The 21,818-nt window shown below is 71.5% G+C and carries 18 protein-coding genes; 13 read left to right on the forward strand and 5 right to left on the reverse strand.

The annotated features are described in order from the left end of the window. Window positions 1–3: 3 nt before the first annotated feature. A complete protein-coding gene (gene speB / locus ACIOWN_RS11720) occupies window positions 4–975 on the reverse strand; it encodes an agmatinase (protein ID WP_100569187.1) in 972 nt (323 codons plus the stop codon). Window positions 976–1,031: 56 nt separating this feature from the next. Continuing rightward, window positions 1,032–2,492, reverse strand: coding sequence for a sodium:solute symporter (locus ACIOWN_RS11725; protein ID WP_362347936.1), 1,461 nt, complete (start codon window positions 2,490–2,492; stop codon window positions 1,032–1,034). 192 nt (window positions 2,493–2,684) lie between these two features. Here ACIOWN_RS11725 and ACIOWN_RS11730 point away from each other — a divergent pair, with 192 nt between their 5' ends. After that, window positions 2,685–4,505 carry a PucR family transcriptional regulator ligand-binding domain-containing protein gene (locus ACIOWN_RS11730; protein ID WP_401981802.1) on the forward strand — a complete coding sequence of 607 codons (1,821 nt, stop codon included), beginning with the start codon at window positions 2,685–2,687 and terminating at the stop codon, window positions 4,503–4,505. Window positions 4,506–4,567: 62 nt separating this feature from the next. After that, on the forward strand, window positions 4,568–5,356 hold the full coding sequence (locus ACIOWN_RS11735) for a phosphatase (RefSeq protein WP_362347940.1): 789 nt from the start codon (window positions 4,568–4,570) through the stop codon (window positions 5,354–5,356). 10 nt (window positions 5,357–5,366) lie between these two features. Here ACIOWN_RS11735 and ACIOWN_RS11740 read toward each other — a convergent pair whose 3' ends face one another. The 3 genes from ACIOWN_RS11740 to ACIOWN_RS11750 all read right to left on the reverse strand — a co-directional run bounded on the left by ACIOWN_RS11740 (window position 5,367) and on the right by ACIOWN_RS11750 (window position 8,142). Beyond that, window positions 5,367–6,263 carry an acyl-CoA thioesterase II gene (locus ACIOWN_RS11740; protein ID WP_362347942.1) on the reverse strand — a complete coding sequence of 299 codons (897 nt, stop codon included), beginning with the start codon at window positions 6,261–6,263 and terminating at the stop codon, window positions 5,367–5,369. Window positions 6,264–6,277: 14 nt separating this feature from the next. Further along, window positions 6,278–7,435, reverse strand: a complete 1,158-nt coding sequence (locus ACIOWN_RS11745; protein ID WP_362347944.1) for an acyl-CoA dehydrogenase family protein — start codon at window positions 7,433–7,435, stop codon at window positions 6,278–6,280. A gap of 98 nt (window positions 7,436–7,533) precedes the next feature. Beyond that, a complete protein-coding gene (locus ACIOWN_RS11750; RefSeq protein WP_401981805.1) occupies window positions 7,534–8,142 on the reverse strand; it encodes a TetR/AcrR family transcriptional regulator in 609 nt (202 codons plus the stop codon). 108 nt (window positions 8,143–8,250) lie between these two features. Here ACIOWN_RS11750 and ACIOWN_RS11755 point away from each other — a divergent pair, with 108 nt between their 5' ends. The 11 genes from ACIOWN_RS11755 (at window position 8,251) to ACIOWN_RS11805 (ending at window position 21,742) form a co-directional block, all read left to right on the forward strand. Beyond that, entirely contained in the window at window positions 8,251–9,867 is a 1,617-nt protein-coding gene (locus ACIOWN_RS11755) for a carboxyl transferase domain-containing protein (protein WP_362347948.1), read from the forward strand. 17 nt (window positions 9,868–9,884) lie between these two features. Then, window positions 9,885–11,903 carry an acetyl/propionyl/methylcrotonyl-CoA carboxylase subunit alpha gene (locus tag ACIOWN_RS11760; RefSeq protein WP_401982129.1) on the forward strand — a complete coding sequence of 673 codons (2,019 nt, stop codon included), beginning with the start codon at window positions 9,885–9,887 and terminating at the stop codon, window positions 11,901–11,903. Continuing rightward, window positions 11,900–12,868: a hydroxymethylglutaryl-CoA lyase gene (locus tag ACIOWN_RS11765; RefSeq protein WP_401981808.1), complete on the forward strand. Its 969-nt coding sequence runs from the start codon at window positions 11,900–11,902 to the stop codon at window positions 12,866–12,868. Before ACIOWN_RS11760 ends, ACIOWN_RS11765 begins: the two co-directional genes overlap by 4 nt. A gap of 6 nt (window positions 12,869–12,874) precedes the next feature. Beyond that, window positions 12,875–14,035, forward strand: a complete 1,161-nt coding sequence (locus ACIOWN_RS11770) for an acyl-CoA dehydrogenase family protein (protein WP_401981811.1) — start codon at window positions 12,875–12,877, stop codon at window positions 14,033–14,035. A 159-nt stretch (window positions 14,036–14,194) separates the two neighbouring features. Beyond that, window positions 14,195–14,533, forward strand: coding sequence for a hypothetical protein (locus ACIOWN_RS11775; RefSeq protein ID WP_362347951.1), 339 nt, complete (start codon window positions 14,195–14,197; stop codon window positions 14,531–14,533). Between the two features lie 120 nt (window positions 14,534–14,653). Then, window positions 14,654–15,703, forward strand: coding sequence for an ABC transporter substrate-binding protein (locus ACIOWN_RS11780; protein WP_401981813.1), 1,050 nt, complete (start codon window positions 14,654–14,656; stop codon window positions 15,701–15,703). Window positions 15,704–15,768: 65 nt separating this feature from the next. After that, window positions 15,769–16,623 (forward strand): siderophore-interacting protein, encoded by an 855-nt coding sequence (locus tag ACIOWN_RS11785; protein WP_401981815.1) that lies wholly within the window; start codon window positions 15,769–15,771, stop codon window positions 16,621–16,623. 116 nt (window positions 16,624–16,739) lie between these two features. Further along, a complete protein-coding gene (gene desA, locus ACIOWN_RS11790) occupies window positions 16,740–18,182 on the forward strand; it encodes a lysine decarboxylase DesA (protein WP_362347957.1) in 1,443 nt (480 codons plus the stop codon). After that, window positions 18,166–19,449 carry a lysine N(6)-hydroxylase/L-ornithine N(5)-oxygenase family protein gene (locus tag ACIOWN_RS11795; protein WP_401981818.1) on the forward strand — a complete coding sequence of 428 codons (1,284 nt, stop codon included), beginning with the start codon at window positions 18,166–18,168 and terminating at the stop codon, window positions 19,447–19,449. Before desA ends, ACIOWN_RS11795 begins: the two co-directional genes overlap by 17 nt. Then, window positions 19,446–19,976, forward strand: a complete 531-nt coding sequence (locus ACIOWN_RS11800; protein WP_362347961.1) for a GNAT family N-acetyltransferase — start codon at window positions 19,446–19,448, stop codon at window positions 19,974–19,976. The genes ACIOWN_RS11795 and ACIOWN_RS11800 overlap by 4 nt, the downstream gene beginning before the upstream one ends. Further along, window positions 19,973–21,742 carry an IucA/IucC family siderophore biosynthesis protein gene (locus tag ACIOWN_RS11805; protein WP_362347963.1) on the forward strand — a complete coding sequence of 590 codons (1,770 nt, stop codon included), beginning with the start codon at window positions 19,973–19,975 and terminating at the stop codon, window positions 21,740–21,742. Before ACIOWN_RS11800 ends, ACIOWN_RS11805 begins: the two co-directional genes overlap by 4 nt. The last annotated feature ends 76 nt before the right edge of the window (window positions 21,743–21,818 follow it).

The raw sequence follows: 21,818 nt of genomic DNA on the forward strand, positions 1-21,818 counted from the left end.
CGCTTACGCGTCCTTCCGGGCCGCCGCGATCTGGCGGGCCATGATCGTGGTCAGTTCGTACGCGGTGTGGGAGGCGGCCACCGAGGTGATCTCGGCGTGGTCGTACGCCGGGGCCACCTCGACGACGTCGGCGGAGACCAGGTTGCAGGAGGCCAGGCCGCGCAGGATCTCCAGCAGTTCGCGGGAGGTCATGCCGCCCGCCTCGGGGGTGCCGGTGCCGGGCGCGTGCGCCGGGTCGAGGCAGTCGATGTCGATGGAGATGTACAGCGGGCGGTCGCCGATGCGCTGGCGGAGCTGGTCGGCCACCTCGTCGGCGCCGCGGCGGTAGACGTCGGCGGAGGTGACGATGCCGAAGCCCATCTTCTCGTCGTCGGTGAGGTCCTGCTTGCCGTACAGCGGGCCGCGGGTGCCGACGTGGGAGAGCGCCTCGGTGTCGAGGATGCCCTCCTCCACCGCCCGCCGGAACGGGGTGCCGTGCGTGTACTCGGCGCCGAAGTAGGTGTCCCAGGTGTCGAGGTGGGCGTCGAAGTGGAGCAGCGCGACCGGGCCGTGCTTCTTGGCGACGGACCGCAGCAGCGGCAGCGCGATGGTGTGGTCGCCGCCGAGGGTCATCAACCGGGCGCCGGTGCCGAGGAGTTCGTCGGCGGCGGCCTCCATGGTCTCGACGGCCTCGTTGATGTTGAACGGGTTCACGGCGATGTCGCCGCCGTCCGCGACCTGGGCGAGGGCGAACGGGGAGGCGTCCTGCGCCGGGTTGTAGGGGCGCAGCAGCCGGGACGCCTCACGGATGGCGTTGCCGCCGAAGCGGGCGCCCGGCCGGTACGAGACGCCGGAGTCGAACGGCACACCCACGACGGCGACGTCGGCGGTGCCCACCTCGTCGAGGCGGGGCAGCCGGGCGAAGGTCGCGGGGCCGGCGTACCGCGGGACGCGGGAGGAGTCGACGGGACCGCGGGGCGTCTCGGTGCTGCTCATGGTGAAATGCCTTCTTTCTTGCGCTTCGTCGCGTATATGACGGCTCGTGATCGACTCTACTGGTGAGCGGGGGCCGGTTCGGACGCGAGTTCGGGGGTGCGCCCGGCGAGCCGCTCGCGCCAGGCGGCGAGGACGGCCGCGTCGGTCGGCCTGGTCGCCAGGGAGACGATGACATACGCGGCCAAGGAGGACAGCAGACCGTAGTAGACGGGCTCGTTGGCGAGGATGCCGAAGGTCGCCATGAGGCCGATGACCGCGACGCCACCGACGATCACGGAGGCGAGGGCGCCGTGCGCGGTGCCGCGCTTCCACAGCAGTCCGCCGAGGATCGGCACGAGCAGCCCGCCGACGAGCAGGTTGTACGCGACGGTCAGCGCCTCGACGACGTTGTTGAGCGCGATGGCGGTGCAGATCACGCCGACGCCCATGATCAGGATGAAGACGCGGTTGCCCTTGACCTCGTCGTGCGCCTCCCCGTCGCGGCGGACGGCGCCGCGCAGCCGGGACCAGATGTCGTTGTTGGCGACGGTGGCGCAGGCGATCAGCGCGCCGGAGGAGGTGGACATCACCGCGGCCAGTGCGGCGGCGAGCACCAGGCCGCGGACACCGATGGGCAGGTCGTCCTTGACGATGGTGGCGAAGGCGTCGTCGGCGCTGCCGAGGTTGGGGTAGAGCACCTTGGCGGCGGTGCCGATGACCGCGCCGGCGATCGCGTAGACCAGGCAGTAGGTACCGGCGACGGTGCCGCCCCACTTGGCGGTGGTGTCGCTGCGGGCGGTGAACACGCGCTGCCAGATGTCCTGGCCGATCAGCATGCCGAAGGTGTAGATCAGGACGTACGTGAAGATCGTCTCGCCGCCGATGCCCAGCGGGTCGAAGTAGGAGGTCGGCAGCTTGGCCTTCATCTCGCTGAAGCCGCCCGCCTTGACGACGGCGATGGGCAGCAGCAGGAGCAGCACGCCGATCGTCTTCACCACGAACTGCACCATGTCGGTCAGCGTGATGGACCACATGCCGCCGAGGGTGGAGTAGGCCACGACGATCGTGCCGCCGAGGATGATCGCGACGGTGCGGTTCAGGTCGAACAGCACGTCGAAGATCGTGGCGTACGCGATGGTGGAGGTCACCGCCAGCATCAGGGTGTACGCCCACATCACGACGCCCGAGATGATGCCGGCCCGGCCGCCGTAGCGCAGGTCGAGCATCTCGGAGACGGTGTAGACCTTCAGCCGGGCGATGCGGGCGGAGAAGAAGACCGAGAGGGCGAGGATTCCGAGGCCGATGGTGAAGACCATCCAGGCACCGGAAAGGCCGTACTTGTAGCCGAGGCCCACGCCGCCGATGGTGGACGCGCCGCCGAGGACGATCGCCGCCATGGTGCCGGAGTACATCGCGGGGCCCAGGCGGCGGCCCGCGACCAGGAACTCGCTCTTGGACTTGGCGCGGCGCATGCCCCACCAGCCCATGGCCAGCATGCCGGCGAGATAGACGACGATCACTGTGTAGTCGACGGCCATGTGGGGCCCTCCTTCGCGCACATCCGGGCGGCGGTGTCGTGCAGATGTATGGGTTCGTGCAGATATGTGGGGTGAGACTCGGCAAGGGCTCGCGGGGACATCGCCCGTACCCGTGGCTGCCGGCCCCCTAGACACTAGGTGGCCGAAAAGCGACTGCGAAGTGTACTTTTCATCCATTCGAGTCGCGACGGTATGGAGGGAATGCACATCGTGCCGGATGCACCTGTCCCCCTGGCCCCAGCCGTCCCACCGACCCCGCCGATCCCGCTGTCCGCCCTGCTGGCCCGGGAGGACCTCGCGCTGCGCCGGATCGCCGGCCCGGCCGGCCCGGACATCGCGATCCACTGGGCGCACACCTCGGAGATGGCCGACCCCTACCCGTACCTGCTGGGCGGCGAGCTGCTGCTGACGGCCGGTGTCCATGTCACCCCGGCGGACGCCACCGGGGCGTACTTCGACACCTACGTCTCCCGGGTGGCGGCGGCGGGCGGCGCGGCCATCGGCTTCGGCCTGGCGCCGGTGCACGACACGGTGCCGCCCACCCTGGTGGCGGCCTGCGAGGCCCACGGCCTGCCGCTGCTCGAGGTCCCGCCGCAGACCACCTTCTCCGGCGTCGCGCGCGCGGTCTGGCAGCTGATGGCGCAGGCCCGGCTGGCCGAACTGCGCCGCGTCACAGAGGCGCAGCAGCGGCTCGCGGCCGCCGCGTCCCGCCCCGACCCCGTCCCCTCCGTGCTGCGCCAGCTGGCCCAGCGCCTGACCGGCTGGGGGGTCCTGTACGGCCCGGACGGCACGGAGATCGCCTCGGCTGGCCGGGCCCCGCACGAGACGGCCCGCCAGGCGCTCGCCCACCTGACGGACGTGGTCCGCCCGGCCCCGACGACCATGGCATCACCGGGGACGACCGTCCGCACGCCTCCGCCGTGTCCTACGACCCCAGCGGGGGCGGCCGTCCGGACGCCCCCTCCGTCTGCCACGACCTCGCCCGGCACGACCGGCCGGACAGCCTCGCCGACTCCTACGACCCCGCCGGGCACGACCGGCCGGACACCCCCGCCGTCTGCCACGACCCCGCCCGGCACGACCGGCCGGACAGCCTCGCCGTCTCCTACGACCCCACCGGGCACAGCCGTCCGTACGCCCCCGCCGTCTCCCCCGGCCCCGGTCGGCCGGCCCGTCGCGGCAGCCGTTCCGGTTGCCGCCCGGCCCGTTCCCTCCTCCGCCACCGACACCGTCGCCGGCAGCCATCTCGCCGCCTACGCCCTCGCCGGGCAGGGCTTCGTGCTCGGAGTCGCCTCACCCCACCGCGAACCCGGGGACCACACCATCGCGTCCGTGGCCGCCGTGCTGCTCTCGCTGCTCACCGGCGAGCACCGCAGCGGTACGGGGGCGGCCCGGTCCTCGGCGCTGGTGCGGGTGCTGCTGGGCGCGCCGCCCGAGGAGGTGGCGCCGCTGCTCGGGACCGGACGGTGGGTCGTCGTGCACGCGCGGCCGGACACCCAGGCGGCCGACGCCGTGGCCGCCTCCGCGCTCGGCGCCGCCCTGGGCTCGGCCCTGGTCGACCTCGCCGACGGGGTCGTACGGGTCCTGCTGCCCGCCGAGCGGGAGCCGGGACCACAGCCCGGCTGGACCCTCGGGGTGAGCACCGCCGTCGGCCCCGGCGACTGGACGACGGCCGACGCCCAGGCGGCCCGCGCCCTGGCCCGCGCCCGCGCCACCCGCACCGCGCTGGTCGGCCACGGCACCCGCCCCGGCCTGGCCGACCTGCTCCCGCGGGACGAGGCCGACGCCCACGCCCAGGCGCTGCTCGCCCCGCTCGACGCGGCCCCCGCGCTCACCGAGACACTGCGCACCTGGCTCTCCCTGCACGGCAGTTGGGACCGCACCGCCGTCGCCCTGTCCGTGCACCGCAACACCGTCCGCCAGCGCATCGCCCGCTGCGCCGCCCTCCTCGGCACCGACCTGGACGACCCCGACGTGCGCATGGAGCTGTGGTTCGCCCTGCGGCGGGCGTGACCCGCGTCCCAGCGGCCGGGACATCGGCGACGCGGACAGAGAGCTGCATCACAATGGGAGCCATGCCGATATCCGGGACACCCAGCCGCGCCGAGCTCGTCGACCACCTCGTGAGGACCCGTATCGCCGGGGACGTCGCCACCCCTCGCGAGAACAACCTCTCCCACTACCGCAAGCTCGCGAACGGGGACCGCCACTTCTGGCTCGGTCTGGAGCTGGGTGACCGCTGGAGCGACGAGCAGGACGTGCTGGCGGTGATGGCGGAGCGCGTCGGCGTCAACGACGACCCGGAGCACCGCTACGGCCAGGACACGATCGACCCCGAACTGACCGTCGACGCTCTGGAGCGGATGGCCGGCCGGCTGCGCAAGGCCGCCGACAGCAGTCAGCGGGTGCTGTTCGCGACCGGTCACCCCGGCGGCCTGCTCGACGTGCACCGCGCCACCGCCGCCGCCCTGCGCGCCGCCGGCTGCGAGATCGTGGTGATCCCGGACGGGCTCCAGACGGACGAGGGATACGTCATGCAGTTCGCGGACGTGGCCGTCCTGGAGCACGGCGCCACCCTGTGGCACACGCACTCCGGCGAGCCGATGCGGGCCATCCTCACCGGCCTGGAGCGCGAGGGCCGGCGGCTGCCCGACCTGGTCGTCGCCGACCACGGCTGGGCGGGATACGCCGGTCAGCACGGCGTGGACTCGGTCGGCTACGCCGACTGCAACGACCCGGCCCTCTTCGTCGCCGAGGCCGAGGGCACCGTCCAGGTGACCGTGCCGCTCGACGACCATGTGGTCAGCCCCCGGTACTACGACCCGATGACGGCGTACCTGCTGGACCAGGCGGGTCTGGGCTAGTCGTTCCGGATCAGGCCGGCGGGGCGTTCTCGGACCGGGGCACGCGGACCACGCCCTCCTGGATCACCGAGATCGCCAGCCGGCCGTCCTGGGTGTAGATGCGGGCCTGGCCGAGGCCGCGCCCGCCGTGCGCGGACGGGGACTCCTGGTCGTAGAGCAGCCACTCGTCGGCCCGGAACGGCCGGTGGAACCACATCGCGTGGTCCAGCGAGGCCCCGACCACGTCGCCGACCGCCCAGCCGCCGCGGCCGTGCGCGAGCAGCACCGAGTCCAGCAGCGTCATGTCGGAGACGTAGGTGGCGAGGACGACGTGCAGGAGGGGCCGGTCGATGTCGCCGTCGAGCTTGCCGTCGGCGCGGAACCACACCTGGGAGTGCGGCTCGCGCGGCTCGCCGAACCTGCCGTACGGCGGCTCGTCGGCATAGCGCAGGTCGACGGCCTCGCGGGCCTCCAGGAAACGCTCCACGACCTCGCGCGGAAGGTGGCCGTAGCCGCGCATCCGCTCCCGCGAGGTGGGCAGGGTCTCCGGGTCCGGGGCGGGCGGCATGGGCGCCTGGTGGTCCAGGCCCTCCTCGTACGTCTGGAAGGACGCCGAGAGGTGGAAGACCGGCTGCCCGTGCTGGACCGCGACGACCCGGCGGGTGGTGAAGGAGCGGCCGTCGCGGATGCGGTCCACGGTGTAGACGATGGGCGCGCCCGGGTCGCCGGGGCGCAGGAAATAGGCGTGCAGCGAGTGCGCGTGCCGGTCCGCGGGGACCGTGCGCCCCGCGGCGACCAGTGCCTGTGCCGCGACCTGCCCGCCGAAGACGCGCGGGACGACCGCGTGGCGGGACCGGCCGCGGAAGATGTCCCGCTCGATCCGCTCCAGGTCGAGCAGATCGAGCAGGGACCGAAGTGCCGGGTTCATGCGTCGGCCGTCCCCTACAGGCCCATGTCCTTGGCGATGATCGACTTCATGATCTCGCTGGTGCCGCCGTAGATGCGGTTGACGCGGTTGTCCGCGTACAGGCGGGCGATGGGGTACTCGTTCATGTAGCCGTAGCCGCCGTGCAGTTGGAGGCAGCGGTCGATGACGCGGTGGGCGACCTCGGTGCAGAACAGCTTGGCGGAGGCGGCCTCGGCGGGGGTCAGCTCACCGGCGTCGAGGGCCTCGAGCGCGCGGTCGGCGACGGCCTGCGCCGCGTCCACCTCGGCCTGGCAGGCGGCCAGCTCGAACTTGGTGTTCTGGAAGTGGGCGACCGGCTTGCCGAAGACCGTGCGCTCCAGCACGTACTGCCTGGCGAACCGGACGGCGGCCCTGGCCTGCGCGTACGCGCCGAAGGCGATGCCCCACCGCTCGGAGGGCAGGTTGGCGCCGAGGTAGGAGAAGCCCTTGTTCTCCTCGCCGAGCAGGTCCTCGACCGGGACCTCGACATCGGTGAACGCCAGCTCGGCGGTGTCGGATGCCTTCAGGCCCAGCTTGTCGAGCTTGCGGCCCACCGAGTAGCCCTCGGACCGGGCGTCCACGGCGAACAGGGAGATGCCGTGGCGGCGGTCCTCGGCCGTCGGGGCGGCGGTGCGGGCACAGACGATGACCCGGTCGGCGTGGACGCCGCCGGTGATGAAGGTCTTGGCGCCGTTGAGGACGTAGTGCGTGCCGTCCTCGCTGAGCCGGGCGGTGGTCTTCATGCCGGCGAGGTCGGAGCCGGTGCCGGGCTCCGTCATCGCGATGGCCCACATCTCCTCGCCGGAGACGAAGCTGGGCAGGTAGCGCTTCTTCTGCTCGTCGGTGGCGAGCATCTTGAGGTAGGGCAGCGCGAGCAGGACGTGCACGCCGGACCCGCCGAAGGTCACGCCCGCGCGGGCGGTCTCCTCGTACTGGACGGCCTCGAACCGGTGGGTCTGGAGTCCGGCGCCGCCGTACTCCTCGGGAACGTTGATCCCGAACAGACCGAGCTCGGCGAGCCGGTGGTAGAACTCGCGCGGGACCTGCCCTGCGGCGCACCACTCGTCGTAGACCGGCACGACCTCCGCCTCGATGAAGGCACGAAGGGTCTCCCGGAACGCCTCGTGATCCTCTCCGAACACCACACGCCGCACGCCGCCACCTCCACAGAGCAACTGTCCAAGCGCTTGCTCAGCCAAGATACCGACGAGTACACAACCTCGTAAAGAGGCCGGACGCACCCGCGAACCGTTCAGCCCCCCGCGGGCGACCCCGCGGAGGCGAAGGCCCCCCGAGCCATCCGGTGCAGCAGCTCCGCCGTGTCCCCGCGCCCCGGCAGGACACCCGCCCGCCCCAGGTGCGGCGTGGAGTTCAGCAGCCCGAACACCGAGTGCACGGCCGACCGCGCGGCCGGCTCACCGAGGTCCGGATGGACCCGCCGGACCACGTCCACCCACAGCTCGACGTACTGCCGCTGAAGCTGGCGCACCAGCTTGCGGTCACTGTCCCGCAGGCGGTCAAGCTCCCGGTCGTGCAAGGTGATGAGCGGACGGTCGTCGAGCGCGAAGTCGATGTGCCCCTCGATGAGGGAGTCGAGCACCGCCTCGGGGCCGGCCACCCCGTCGGCCTCGGCCAGACGCCGCTTCGCCCCCGTCAGGAGCTGGCCGCTGATGCCGACCAGCAGCTCCGCGAGCATCGCGTCCTTGCCGGCGAAGTGCCGGTACAGACCCGGCCCGCTGATACCCACGGCGGCGCCTATCTCGTCGACGCCGACACCGTGGAACCCGCGTTCGGCGAAGAGCCGCGCCGCTTCCTTGAGGATCTGCTCGCGACGGGTGGGGGCATCGGTTCGAGTGGCCATGAAAGCAATTCTAGACAGGACGGTTAGCGCTCGTTAACCTGGAGGGGAATCGCGTTAACGCTCATTAACAGTCGGGGGCACCGGCCACCGGGTGAGGGGACCGCAAGGATGCACGAGGCACCGGAGCTGACGAGCGCGGCCGATCCCGCGTCGGAGGCCTGGCGAGCCAACGAACAGGCACACCGCGCGCTCGCCGAGGAGCTGCGCGGCAAGCTCGCCGCCGCACGGCTCGGCGGCGGCGAGAAGGCGCGCGCCCGGCACACCGCGCGCGGGAAGCTGCTGCCGCGCGACCGCGTGGACACCCTCCTCGACGCCGGGTCGCCGTTCCTCGAGCTGGCCCCGCTGGCCGCCGACGGGATGTACGACGGCCAGGCACCGGCCGCCGGGGTGGTCGCCGGCGTCGGACGGGTCGGCGGACGCGAGTGCGTGATCGTCGCCAACGACGCCACCGTCAAGGGCGGCACCTACTACCCGATGACGGTGAAGAAGCACCTGCGGGCCCAGGAGGTGGCGCTGGAGAACCGCCTGCCCTGCCTGTACCTGGTCGACTCCGGCGGCGCCTTCCTGCCCATGCAGGACGAGGTCTTCCCCGACCGGGAGCACTTCGGGCGGATCTTCTACAACCAGGCCCGGATGTCGGGCGCCGGGATCCCGCAGATCGCCGCGGTCCTCGGCTCCTGCACGGCCGGCGGCGCCTACGTCCCGGCGATGAGCGACGAGGCCGTGATCGTCCGCAACCAGGGCACGATCTTCCTGGGCGGGCCGCCGCTGGTGAAGGCGGCCACCGGCGAGGTCGTGACCGCCGAGGAGCTCGGCGGCGGCGAGGTGCACTCCCGGATCTCCGGCGTCACCGACCACCTCGCCGAGGACGACGCCCACGCCCTGCGCATCGTGCGGAACATCGTCTCCACCCTGCCCGCGCGCGGCGCCCTGCCGTGGACGGTCACCGAGGCGGTCGAGCCCAAGGTCGACCCCATGGGGCTGTACGGAGCGGTGCCCGCCGACCCCCGCACCCCCTACGACGTCCGCGAGATCATCGCGCGCGTGGTCGACGGCTCCCGCTTCGCCGAGTTCAAGTCCGAGTTCGGGCAGACCCTCGTCACCGGCTTCGCCCGGATCCACGGCCACCCGGTCGGGATCGTCGCCAACAACGGCATCCTGTTCGCCGAGTCCGCCCAGAAGGGCGCCCACTTCATCGAGCTGTGCGACCAGCGCGGGATCCCGCTGCTGTTCCTGCAGAACATCTCGGGCTTCATGGTGGGCAAGGACTACGAGGCGGGCGGCATCGCCAAGCACGGCGCCAAGATGGTCACCGCGGTCGCCTGCACCCGCGTGCCCAAGCTGACCGTCGTGGTCGGCGGCTCGTACGGCGCGGGCAACTACTCCATGTGCGGCCGGGCGTACTCCCCCCGCTTCCTGTGGATGTGGCCGAACGCCAAGATCTCCGTCATGGGCGGCGAGCAGGCCGCCTCCGTGCTCGCCACCGTCAAGCGGGACCAGCTCGAAGGCCGGGGCGAGGAGTGGCCGGCGCAGGCCGAGGAGTCCTTCAAGGCCCCCATCCGCGCCCAGTACGAGCACCAGGGCAACGCCTACTACGCCACCGCCCGCCTGTGGGACGACGGCGTGATCGACCCGCTGGAGACCCGCCAGGTGCTGGGCCTGGCCCTGACCGCGTGCGCCAACGCGCCACTGGGCGACCCCCAGTTCGGCGTCTTCCGGATGTGAGGGGGGACCTCGTGACGATGTTCGAAACGGTTCTGGTGGCCAATCGGGGCGAGATCGCCGTCCGGGTCATCCGTACGCTGCGGGCGCTCGGCGTGCGCTCGGTGGCCGTGTTCTCCGACGCCGACGCCGACGCCCGGCACGTCCGGGAGGCCGACACGGCGGTCCGGATCGGACCGGCGCCCGCGGCGGAGAGCTATCTGTCCGTCGAGCGGATCCTGGAGGCCGCCGCCCGCACCGGCGCGCAGGCCGTCCACCCCGGGTACGGCTTCCTGGCGGAGAACGCCGGGTTCGCGCGGGCCTGCGAGGAGGCCGGGCTGGTCTTCATCGGCCCTCCGGCGGACGCGATCTCCCTCATGGGCGACAAGATCCGCGCCAAGGAGACGGTGAAGGCGGCCGGGGTGCCGGTGGTACCCGGCTCCAGTGGCTCCGGGCTCACCGACGCTCAACTCGCCGACGCGGCCCGCGAGATCGGCATGCCGGTGCTGCTGAAGCCGTCCGCCGGCGGCGGCGGCAAGGGCATGCGGCTGGTGCGGGACGCCGGCCTGCTCGACGAGGAGATCGCCGCCGCCCGTCGTGAGGCCCGCGCCTCCTTCGGCGACGACACGCTGCTGGTCGAGCGCTGGGTCGACCGCCCCCGGCACATCGAGATCCAGGTCCTGGCCGACGGGCACGGCAACGTGGTGCACCTCGGCGAGCGCGAGTGCTCCCTCCAGCGGCGCCACCAGAAGATCGTCGAGGAGGCGCCGAGCGTGCTCCTCGACGAGGAGACCCGGGCCGCGATGGGCGAGGCCGCGGTCCAGGCGGCCCGCTCCTGCGGGTACCGGGGCGCGGGCACGGTGGAGTTCATCGTCCCCGGCGGCGACCCGGCGGCGTACTTCTTCATGGAGATGAACACGCGCCTCCAGGTGGAGCACCCGGTCACCGAGCTGATCACGGGGCTCGACCTGGTGGAGTGGCAGCTGCGGGTGGCGGCGGGCGAGCCGCTGGCGTTCGCCCAGGAGGACGTCCGGCTGACCGGTCACGCGATCGAGGCCCGTCTGTGCGCGGAGGACCCGGCACGCGGGTTCCTACCCTCGGGCGGCACGGTGCTCGCACTGCGCGAGCCGCAGGGCGAGGGCGTACGCACCGACTCCGGGCTGAGCGAGGGCACGGAGGTCGGCAGCCTGTACGACCCGATGCTGTCCAAGGTGATCGCCCACGGCCCGGACCGTGCCACCGCGCTCAGGAAGCTGCGGGCGGCCCTCGCCGGGACGGTCACGCTGGGCGTGCAGACCAACGCCGGATTCCTGCGCCGGCTGCTGGCCCACCCGGCCGTCGTGGCGGGCGAACTGGACACGGGCCTGGTCGAGCGGGTGGTCGACGAGCTGGTCCCCACGGAGGTGCCGACGGAGGTGTACGAGGCCGCGGCGCTGCTGCGTCAGGCGGCGCTCGGCCCGGCCCGCGCGACCGGTTGGGTGGACCCGTTCTCCGCCGCGGACGGCTGGCGTCTGGGCGGCGAGCCGGCCTGGACGGTCCATCATCTGCGCGTGCCGGGACACGAGCCGGTCGCCGTGCGCGTGCGCCGCACGCCCGACGGCGGAGCCGACGTGCTGACGGACGGGTCCGGTACACCTCGCCGGGCGTCCGGGTGCCTGCCCCCGCGAGCCGGCACCGACGACCGGGTCACCTTCCAACTGGACGGCGTCGTGCACACCTTCGCCGCCACGCCGGACGGCACCTGGCTCGGCCGCGACGGCGACGTGTGGCACGTGCGCGACCACGACCCGGTGGCCGCATCGCTCAGCCGCGCGGCCCACTCCGGCGCCGACTCGCTCACCGCCCCCATGCCGGGCACGGTCACGGTGGTGAAGGTCGCGGTCGGCGACGAGGTGGTGGCGGGCCAGAGCCTGCTGGTGGTCGAGGCGATGAAGATGGAGCACGTCATCTCCGCGCCGCACGCCGGCACCGTCACCGAACTGGACGTCGCACCGGGCGCGACGGTCGCCATGGACCAGGTCCTGGCGGTCATCGCCCCTGCGGAGGAGGAGACGGCATGACCGCCCCGGACGGCATGAGCACCTCGGACACCGGCCTCCCGATGGTGGTCACGGCGCCCGACCTGCCGGCGCGGGTCAGGATCCACGAGGTCGGGCCGCGCGACGGACTGCAGAACGAGAAGGCGACCGTACCGACCGAGGTCAAGGCGGAGTTCATCCGCCGCCTCGCCGACGCGGGCCTGACGACCGTGGAGGCCACCAGCTTCGTCCACCCGAAGTGGGTTCCCCAACTGGCGGACGCGGAGGCGCTGTTCCCGCAGGTCAAGGATCTGAAGGGGGTGCGTCTTCCGGTCCTCGTGCCCAATGCGCGCGGACTGGATCGCGCGCTCGCGCTGGGGGCGGACCGCATCGCCGTCTTCGCCAGCGCCACCGAGTCCTTCGCCAAGGCCAACCTCAACCGCACGGTGGAGGAGTCGCTCGCGGTCTTCGAACCCGTGGTGGCCCGCGCGAAGGAGGAGGGTGCCCACGTCCGCGGCTATGTCTCCATGTGCTTCGGCGATCCCTGGGAGGGCGCCGTCCCGATCCACCAGGTCGTCCATGTGTGCAGGGCACTCCTGGACATGGGCTGCGACGAGCTGAGCCTCGGGGACACGATCGGTGTCGCCACGCCGGGGCACGTCCTGGAGCTGCTGGCCGCGCTCAACGAGCGGCACGTGCCGACCTCCGCGCTCGGTGTGCACTTCCACGACACCTACGGCCAGGCACTCGCCAACACCCTGGCCGCCCTGCAGCACGGCGTCAGTACCGTCGACGCCTCCGCGGGCGGTCTCGGCGGGTGTCCGTACGCCAAGTCCGCCACCGGCAACCTCGCCACCGAGGACCTCGTGTGGATGCTCCGGGGTCTCGGCATCGAGACCGGAGTCGACCTCGGCCGCCTCACCGCCACCAGCGCGTGGATGGCCGAACGGCTGGGCCGCCCCAGCCCCTCCCGCACCCTCCGTGCCCTCTCCCACAAGGAGCAGTGATCGACCATGAACCACCGTCTCTCCCCCGAGCTGGAGGAACTCCGCCGTACGGTGGAGCAGTTCGCCCACGACGTCGTCGCCCCGAAGATCGGCGACTTCTACGAGCGGCACGAGTTCCCGTACGAGATCGTGCGGGAGATGGGCCGGATGGGCCTGTTCGGGCTGCCGTTCCCGGAGGAGTACGGCGGCATGGGCGGTGACTACCTGGCGCTGGGCATCGCCCTCGAGGAACTGGCCCGGGTGGACTCCTCGGTCGCCATCACGCTGGAGGCCGGCGTCTCGCTCGGCGCCATGCCGATCCACCTCTTCGGCACCGAGGAGCAGAAGCGCGAGTGGCTGCCGCGGCTGTGCTCCGGCGAGATACTCGGCGCCTTCGGCCTCACCGAGCCCGACGGCGGCTCGGACGCGGGCGCGACCCGCACGACGGCCCGGCTCGACCCGGAGACCGACGAGTGGGTGATCAACGGCACCAAGTGCTTCATCACCAACTCGGGCACGGACATCACCGGGCTGGTGACGGTGACGGCGGTGACCGGCCGCAAGCCCGACGGGCGCCCGCAGATCTCCGCCATCATCGTGCCCTCCGGCACGCCCGGCTTCACGGTGGCGCCCGCCTACTCGAAGGTCGGCTGGAACGCCTCCGACACCCGTGAGCTGTCCTTCGCCGACGTCCGGGTGCCGGCGGCGAACCTGCTGGGCGAGGAGGGCCGCGGCTACGCGCAGTTCCTGCGCATCCTCGACGAGGGCCGGATCGCCATCGCGGCGCTTGGGACCGGGCTGGCGCAGGGCTGTGTGGACGAGTCGGTGAAGTACGCCAAGGAGCGCCACGCCTTCGGCAAGCCGATCGGCTCCAACCAGGCGATCCAGTTCAAGATCGCCGACATGGAGATGAAGGCGCACACCTCGCGTCTCGCCTGGCGCGACGCGGCCTACCGGCTGGTGGCCGGTGAGCCCTTCAAGAAGGAGGCCGCCCTGGCCAAGCTGTACTCCTCGACGATCGCCGTCGACAACGCCCGCGACGCCACCCAGGTCCACGGCGGCTACGGCTTCATGAACGAGTACCCGGTGGCCCGCATGTGGCGCGACTCCAAGATCCTCGAGATCGGCGAGGGCACGAGCGAGGTGCAGCGGATGCTGATCGCACGGGAGTTGGGGCTGACCGGCTGATCTCCGCGGCTGCCGGACGGATGGGGGCCCCGCCGGCCCCGGTCCGCCCGGCAGCCGGCAGACGGCAGCCGGACGCACGGCACCAGCCTCAGAACGGCTGGTACAACCTCCTGGAGAACTACAGCAAGCTCAGCCGCGCCGGCTGAGACCGGAGGGCCCGTGAAGAACGCGCAGCCGTGGAAGTCCTTCGTTCCCGTGGCGGTCAATCTGCTGCTCGGGATTCCGGCGATCGTGCCGGTCTTCCTGGTCTGGTACCTCTTGTCCAACGGCCCGCTGGCCGAGCTGGGCCTGACCAGCGGGAACCCGAACGAGGACGACGGGATGCTGCTCTGGCTGGTCATCGTCGTACCCGTGGTGGCCGGCTTCGCGGGGATCTGGGCACTGGTCAACATCTGGCTGCGGCGCAGGCTGTTCACCGTCCCGCTGCCGTACCCGTACTGGTCGGCGTGCGTGACGGCGACCCTCGCCCCCTGCTTCGTGGGACTCGGACTCGGCTGAACGGACACCGCGGCGCCCTCGCTCGGGGCCGACGACCGTTGGACAATCACTAAGGTTAGGCTAACCTAGCTTCGATTTTGTCCGGCGGGCGCTCCGCCCCGTTCGAAAGCAGTCACACCCATGCCCAACGCCCGTGCCACCCTTCTCTCCCGCCGCGGCATCCTCGCCGCGGGCGGCGCCATCGGCCTCGGTGCCGTGCTCGCGGCCTGTGGTGACGGCGACGCGAAAAGCGGCGGTTCGGGTGGCAAGGCGGCCAAGGGCGCCTCCGGTCCGTGGTCGTTCAAGGACGACCGGGGGCAGACCGTGAAGGCCGACAAGGTCCCCTCGCGCATCGTCGCCTTCGTCGGAGTCGCCGCCGCGCTGCACGACTACGGCGTCCGGGTCGAGGGCGTCTTCGGCCCGACGACGACCAAGGACGGCAAGGCCGATGTGCAGGCCGGCGACATGGACGTCAGCAAGGTGACGGTGCTCGGCAACGAGTGGGGCCAGTTCAACATCGAGAAGTACGCGTCCCTCGCCCCCGACCTGCTCGTCTCCACCATGTTCGACGACGCGGGCACCCTCTGGTACGTCCCGGAGGAGTCGACGAAGAAGATCCTCGCCGTCGGCGCCCCCACCGCCGGGATCTCCGTCTACGACCGGCAGCTCACGGAGCCGCTGGAGCGCATGCTCGCGCTGGCCAAGTCGCTCGGTGCCGATGTCACCGGCGACAAGGTGAAGCAGGCCAGGAAGCGGTTCGAGGACGCGGCCGCCCGGCTGCGCGCCGCCGCCCGGGCGAAGCCGGACATCAAGGTACTGGCGGGCTCCGCGAGCCAGGACCTGTTCTACGTCTCCGGCACCAACCTCTCCATCGACCTGGAGTACTTCAAGGCACTCGGCGTGCACTTCGTCGAGCCCCCGGAGAGCGCCAAGAAGGAGGGCGGCGGCTGGTACGAGTCCCTGAGCTGGGAAAACGCCGACAAGTACGCGGCGGACATCATCATGATGGACAACCGCACCTCGGCCATCCAGCCCCCCGACATCACCCAGGGCACCTGGAAGAAGCTCCCCGCGGTCAAGGCGCGGCAGGTCATCGCGCGCAACCCCGAGCCGATCCTGTCCTACGACAAGTGCGCCCCGCTGCTCGAGAACCTCGCGAGGGCCATCGAGACGGCGAAGAAGGTCGCCTGACCCGCCCCGTCATCGGTCCACCACCCCCCACACACAAGCCCCCTGACGCCGACTCGGGAGCACTCATGACGACGGCCGTGGCCGCCCCGTTCCGTTTCTTCTCCCTCCGGGTCGTACGGACGAGGCAGCTCGGCCCGTCTCTCGTCCGGGTCACCTTCGCGGGGCCCGACCTGCACGCCTTCCACTCCGACGGACGCGACCAGTCCCTCTCCCTGTTCCTGCCGCAGCCGGGCCAGACCGAGCCGGTGGTGCCGATCGAACTCGGCGAGGGATGGTGGCATGGCTGGCGCGAACTCCCTGACGACGTACGGGCGGTGATGCGTTCGTACACCCTGCGGTCGCTGCGCCGCGGGCCCGGCGAGATCGACATCGACTTCGCCCTGCACGGCCTGGAGCCGGGCGCCGCGGCGCCCGCCGGGCCCGCCTCCCGCTGGGCCGCCCGCGCCACGCCCGGCGACCGCGTCCTGCTGCTCGGCCCGGCGGTCGCGGACAACCGGGCGATCCGCTTCCGCCCGCCCGAGGACAACGATCTGGTGGTGATGTGGGGCGACGAGACCGCCGTGCCCGCCGCGACCGCGATCCTGGAGTCCCTGCCGGCCGGCACGCGGGTGCGCGCCTGGCTGGAGGTGGGGCACGCGGGCGACATCCAGGACGCGGCGACCGACGCCGACGCCGAGGTCACCTGGCTGGTGCGCGAACCGGCCCGCCCGGCGGGGTCCCCGATGGCGCTCGCCGCGCTGCGCGGCACCCGACTCCCCATCGGAGAACGGCCGTACGTCTGGCTCGCGGGAGAGTCCGGGTGCGTCCGGGCGCTGCGCCGGCACTTCGTCGGCGAGCGGGGGACCGACCGCCGCCGCGTCACCTTCGTGGGCTACTGGCGGCACGGTCTGAGCGAGGAGCAGTTGCGCACGCAGGAGTGACACCGGTCACGGCGGGGCAACGCCCGACGTAGATCAACTTAGGTTAGGCTAACCTAAGTAAACGCGCCGCTTTCCGTCCCACATGGACCGTCCCCACCCCAGCGGAGGACCCCCACATGCGCTCACACCTGCTCAACGACCTGACCGCGGAGCACTACCGCCGGTCCGTGAAAGAAGGAGTGGAGCGGGTGGCCGCCCGACTGGCCGCCACCGAACGGCCGTTCACGGGCGTGACCCCCGACGTCCTCGCCCGCCGCATCGAGCGGATCGACCTGGACCGGCCGCTGAACGACACCACCGCGGCCCTCGACGAGCTGGAGGAGGTCTACCTCCAGGACGCCGTCTACTTCCACCACCCCCGCTACCTCGCCCACCTCAACTGCCCGGTCGTCATCCCGGCGGTGCTGGGCGAGGCCGTGCTGTCGGCCGTCAACTCCTCCCTCGACACCTGGGACCAGTCGGCGGGCGGCACCCTGATCGAGCGCAAGCTCATCGACTGGACGGCCGCCCGGATCGGCCTCGGCCCCGGCGCCGACGGCGTGTTCACCTCCGGCGGAACGCAGTCCAACCTCCAGGCGCTGCTGCTGGCCCGCGAGGAGACCGGCGGCACGCCGCTCTCCGAGCTGCGGATCCTCACCTCCGAGGCGAGCCACTTCAGTGTGCGCAAGTCCGCGCGACTGCTCGGTCTCGGAGCCGAGTCGGTGGTCGTCGTCCCGGTCGACCACGACAAGCGCATGCAGACCCTCGCGCTCGCCCATGAGCTGGAGCGCTGCCGCCGCGACGGACTGGTCCCGATGGCCGTGGTCGCCACCGCCGGCACCACCGACTTCGGCTCCATCGACCCGCTGCCCGAGATCGCCGAGCTGTGCGAACGGTTCGGCACCTGGCTGCACGTCGACGCGGCCTACGGCTGCGGCCTGCTGGTCTCCCCCACCCGCCGCGAGCTGCTCGACGGCATCGAACGCGCCGACTCGGTCACCGTCGACTACCACAAGTCCTTCTTCCAGCCGGTGAGTTCCTCCGCCGTACTGGTCCGGGACGCCTCGGTCCTGCGGCACGCCACCTATCACGCGGACTATCTCAACCCGCGCCGCGCGGTGTCCGAGCGCATCCCCAACCAGGTCGACAAGTCCCTGCAGACCACCCGCCGTTTCGACGCCCTCAAGCTGTGGATGACCCTGCGCGTGATGGGCGCCGACGGCATCGGGCAGCTCTTCGACGAGGTGTGCGACCTGGCCGCCGCGGGCTGGAAACTGCTCGCCTCCGACCCGCGGTTCGACGTCGTCGTCGAACCGTCGCTGTCCACGCTGGTCTTCCGCTACGTCCCGGCTGCCGTCACCGACCCGGCCGAGATCGACCGCGCCAACCTCCACGCCCGCAAGGCCCTGTTCGCCTCCGGCGACGCGGCGGTCGCGGGCACCAAGGTCGCCGGCCGCCACTACCTGAAGTTCACCCTGCTCAACCCCGAGACCACGACCGACGACCTCACCGCCGTCCTCGATCTGATCGCCGGCCACGCCGAGCAGTACCTGGGAGAGTCCCTTGACCGCGCGTCCTGAAGCCCCCTACGAGACCCATGACTTCGTGGGCATCGGCCTGGGCCCCTTCAACCTCGGCCTGGCCTGCCTCACCGAGCCGATCGCCGAACTGAACGGCGTCTTCCTGGAGTCCAAGCCCGACTTCGAGTGGCACTCGGGCATGTTCCTCGACGGCGCCCACCTCCAGACCCCGTTCATGTCGGACCTGGTCACCCTGGCCGACCCGACCTCCCCGTTCTCCTTCCTCAACTACCTGAAGCAGAAGGGCCGCCTGTACTCGTTCTACATCCGGGAGAACTTCTACCCGCTGCGCGTCGAGTACGACGACTACTGCCGGTGGGCGGCGTCCCGGCTGAGCAGCGTCCGCTTCGGCTCGACGGTCACCGAGGTGACGTACGACGAGGGCGACGAGCTGTACACCGTGCGCACGCACACCGGAGCCGCGTACCGCGCCCGCCGCCTGGTGCTCGGCACGGGCACACCCGCGTACCTCCCCGAGGCCTGCCGCGGCCTGACCGGCGACTTCCTGCACAACTCCCGCTATCTGGAGCACAAGGCGGAGCTCCAGCGCAAGGAGTCGATCACGCTGGTGGGCAGCGGCCAGTCCGCCGCGGAGATCTACTACGACCTGCTCGGCGAGATCGACGTCCACGGCTACCGGCTGAACTGGGTCACCCGCTCCCCGCGGTTCTTCCCGCTGGAGTACACCAAGCTCACCCTGGAGATGACCTCCCCGGAGTACATCGACTACTACCACGCGCTGCCGGAGCAGACCCGCTACCGCCTCACCGAGCAGCAGAAGGGCCTGTTCAAGGGCATCGACGGCACCCTGCTCGACGAGATCTTCGACCTGCTCTACCAGAAGAACCTCTCCGGCCCCGTCCCCACCCGTCTGCTCACCAACTCCGCGCTCACCGGGGCGACTCACCACGACGGCGCGTACACCCTCACCTTCCGCCAGGAGGAGCAGGGGAAGGACTTCGAGCTGCGCACCGAGGGCCTGGTCCTGGCCACCGGCTACCGGTACGCCGAACCGGAGTTCCTGAAGCCGATCCGGGACCGGCTGCGCTACGACTCCCACGGCAACCACGACATCGGCCGCAACTACGCCATCGACGTCACCGGCCGGGGCGTCTTCCTCCAGAACGGCGGCGTGCACGCCCACAGCGTCACCAGCCCCGACCTGGGCATGGGCGCGTACCGCAACAGCTGCATCATCCGCGAGCTGCTGGGCGCCGAGCACTACCCGGTCGAGAAGTCCATCGCCTTCCAGGAGTTCGCCGTATGACCCTCACGTTCCGTCCGCTCGACCCGCTGAAGGACGCCGAGTCGCTGCACGGCTGGGTCACCCATCCCAAGGCGACGTTCTGGATGATGCAGGACGCGACGCTCACGGACGTCGAACGCGCCTACACGGAGATCGCCGCCGACCCCCACCACGACGCCTTCGTCGGCCTGCACGACGGCGAGCCCGCCTTCCTGATGGAGCGGTACGACCCGGCCCACCGCGAGCTGGTGGGGCTGTACGAGCCGGAGCCCGGTGACGTCGGCATGCACTTCCTGGTCGCGCCGACCGACACGCCCGTGCACGGGTTCACCCGGGCCGTGCTCACCGCCGTGATGCGGCACCTGTTCGAGGATCCGGCGACCCGACGGGTCGTGGTGGAGCCCGACGTGCGCAACACGGCCGTGCAGGCGCTGAACGAAGCGGTCGGTTTCGTGCCGGAGCGGGAGGTCCGGAAGCCCGAGAAGACGGCGCTGCTGAGCTTCTGCACCCGGGAGCGGTTCACCGCGGCGACGGGGGTGGCCGCATGACCCTCGCCGACGCCGTGTCCCACCTCTCCCCGGAGCACTGGGAGACCGCCAACCGCCTGCTCATACGCAAGGCGCTCGCCGAGTTCACGCACGAGCGGCTGCTCGCCCCCCGGCCGGACGGCGGCCACTTCGCCGTCGACAGCGACGACGGTCTCACCCGCTACCGCTTCACCGCCGTCCGCCGCGCCCTCGACCACTGGCAGGTGGACCCGGACTCGATCTCCCGCCGGCGCGGCGGCGCCGAACTCCCCCTCGCCGCACTGGACTTCTTCATCGAGTTCAAGACGTCGCTGGGACTGAGCGACGAGATCCTGCCGGTCTACCTGGAGGAGATCTCCTCCACCCTGGCGAGCACCTGCTACAAGCTGTCCAAGCCGCGGGTCACCGCCGCCGAGCTGGCGAAGGGCTCGTTCCAGGACATCGAGAGCGGCATGACCGAGGGCCACCCCTGCTTCGTCGCCAACAACGGGCGGCTCGGCTTCGGGGGTCACGAGTACCTGTCGTACGCCCCCGAGACCGCGAGCCCCGTCCGGCTGGTGTGGCTGGCCGCGCACCGCTCACGGGCGGCGTTCACGGCGGGCGTCGGCATCGAGTACGAGGCGTTCCTGCGCGAGGAGCTGGGCGCCAAGACCGTCGAGCGCTTCCACGCCCGGCTCACCGGCAAGGGCCTCGACCCCGCCGACTACCTGCTCATGCCCGTCCACCCCTGGCAATGGTGGAACAAGCTCACCGTCACCTTCGCCGCCGAGATCGCCCGCAGGCACCTGGTCTGCCTGGGCGAGGGCGACGACGAGTACCTGGCCCAGCAGTCCGTCCGGACCCTCTTCAACCGCACGAACCCGCACCGGCACTACGTCAAGACCGCGCTGTCCGTGCTCAACATGGGCTTCATGCGCGGCCTTTCGGCCGCCTACATGGAGGCCACCCCGGCCATCAACGACTGGCTGGCCCAGCTCATCGCCGACGATCCGGTGCTGAAGTCGACCGGTCTGACGATCATCCGCGAGCGGGCGGCCGTCGGCTACCGGCACCTGGAGTACGAGGAGGCGACGGACCGCTACTCGCCGTACCGGAAGATGCTGGCCGCGCTGTGGCGCGAGAGCCCGCTGCCCTCGCTGCGGGACGGCGAGTCCCTGGCCACCATGGCCTCGCTGCTGCACGTCGATCACGAGGGCGCGTCCTTCGCGGGCGCCCTGATCGAGCGCTCCGGGCTGTCCCCTCGGCAGTGGCTGCGCGGCTACCTGCGCGCCTACCTCACCCCTCTCCTGCAGAGCTTCTACGCCTACGACCTGGTGTTCATGCCGCACGGCGAGAACGTGATCCTGGTGCTTGAGGACGGCGAGGTGCGGCGGGCGGTCTTCAAGGACATCGCCGAGGAGATCGCGGTGCTCGACCCGGACGCCGCGCTGCCGCCCGAGGTGCGGCGGATCCGGGTGGAGGTCCCGGACGAGCAGAAGCTGCTGTCCCTGTTCACGGACGTCTTCGACTGCTTCTTCCGCTTCCTGGCCGCGACTCTCGCCGCCGAGGGGGTCCTGGCGGAGGACGACTTCTGGCAGTCGGTGGCCGAGGCGGTCCGCGAGTACCAGGAGTCGGTGCCCGGACTCGCCTGGAAGTTCGCTCGGTACGACCTGTTCGCCCCCGAGTTCGCCCTGTCCTGCCTCAACCGGCTCCAACTGCGCGACAACCGCCAGATGGTGGACCTCGCGGACCCCTCCGGGGCGCTCCAGCTCGCCGGAACCCTGCGCAATCCCCTCGCGGGGCGCTGAGTTCCGGCCCGGACGGACGGGCACCCCGGAGTACGGTCCTCCGGGGTGCCCGTCGCGCGTGTTCCCGGCGCTGTTC

Origin of the sequence: Streptomyces sp. NPDC087787, from assembly GCF_044743035.1 — a bacterium.
In the GTDB taxonomy this organism is placed as follows: domain Bacteria; phylum Actinomycetota; class Actinomycetes; order Streptomycetales; family Streptomycetaceae; genus Streptomyces.

Bases quoted from the DNA above. Each gene is read 5' to 3' on its own strand.
- ACIOWN_RS11780 (WP_401981813.1), top strand. From the start codon at position 14,654: ATGCCCAACGCCCGTGCCACCCTTCTCTCCCGCCGCGGCATCCTCGCC.
- speB (WP_100569187.1), bottom strand. From the start codon at position 975: ATGAGCAGCACCGAGACGCCCCGCGGTCCCGTCGACTCCTCCCGCGTC.
- ACIOWN_RS11805 (WP_362347963.1), top strand. From the start codon at position 19,973: ATGACCCTCGCCGACGCCGTGTCCCACCTCTCCCCGGAGCACTGGGAG.
- ACIOWN_RS11740 (WP_362347942.1), bottom strand. From the start codon at position 6,263: ATGAACCCGGCACTTCGGTCCCTGCTCGATCTGCTCGACCTGGAGCGG.
- ACIOWN_RS11750 (WP_401981805.1), bottom strand. From the start codon at position 8,142: ATGGCCACTCGAACCGATGCCCCCACCCGTCGCGAGCAGATCCTCAAG.
- ACIOWN_RS11770 (WP_401981811.1), top strand. From the start codon at position 12,875: ATGAACCACCGTCTCTCCCCCGAGCTGGAGGAACTCCGCCGTACGGTG.
- ACIOWN_RS11725 (WP_362347936.1), bottom strand. From the start codon at position 2,492: ATGGCCGTCGACTACACAGTGATCGTCGTCTATCTCGCCGGCATGCTG.
- ACIOWN_RS11730 (WP_401981802.1), top strand. From the start codon at position 2,685: ATGGAGGGAATGCACATCGTGCCGGATGCACCTGTCCCCCTGGCCCCA.
- ACIOWN_RS11800 (WP_362347961.1), top strand. From the start codon at position 19,446: ATGACCCTCACGTTCCGTCCGCTCGACCCGCTGAAGGACGCCGAGTCG.
- ACIOWN_RS11785 (WP_401981815.1), top strand. From the start codon at position 15,769: ATGACGACGGCCGTGGCCGCCCCGTTCCGTTTCTTCTCCCTCCGGGTC.
- ACIOWN_RS11735 (WP_362347940.1), top strand. From the start codon at position 4,568: ATGCCGATATCCGGGACACCCAGCCGCGCCGAGCTCGTCGACCACCTC.
- ACIOWN_RS11765 (WP_401981808.1), top strand. From the start codon at position 11,900: ATGACCGCCCCGGACGGCATGAGCACCTCGGACACCGGCCTCCCGATG.
- ACIOWN_RS11755 (WP_362347948.1), top strand. From the start codon at position 8,251: ATGCACGAGGCACCGGAGCTGACGAGCGCGGCCGATCCCGCGTCGGAG.
- ACIOWN_RS11760 (WP_401982129.1), top strand. From the start codon at position 9,885: ATGTTCGAAACGGTTCTGGTGGCCAATCGGGGCGAGATCGCCGTCCGG.
- desA (WP_362347957.1), top strand. From the start codon at position 16,740: ATGCGCTCACACCTGCTCAACGACCTGACCGCGGAGCACTACCGCCGG.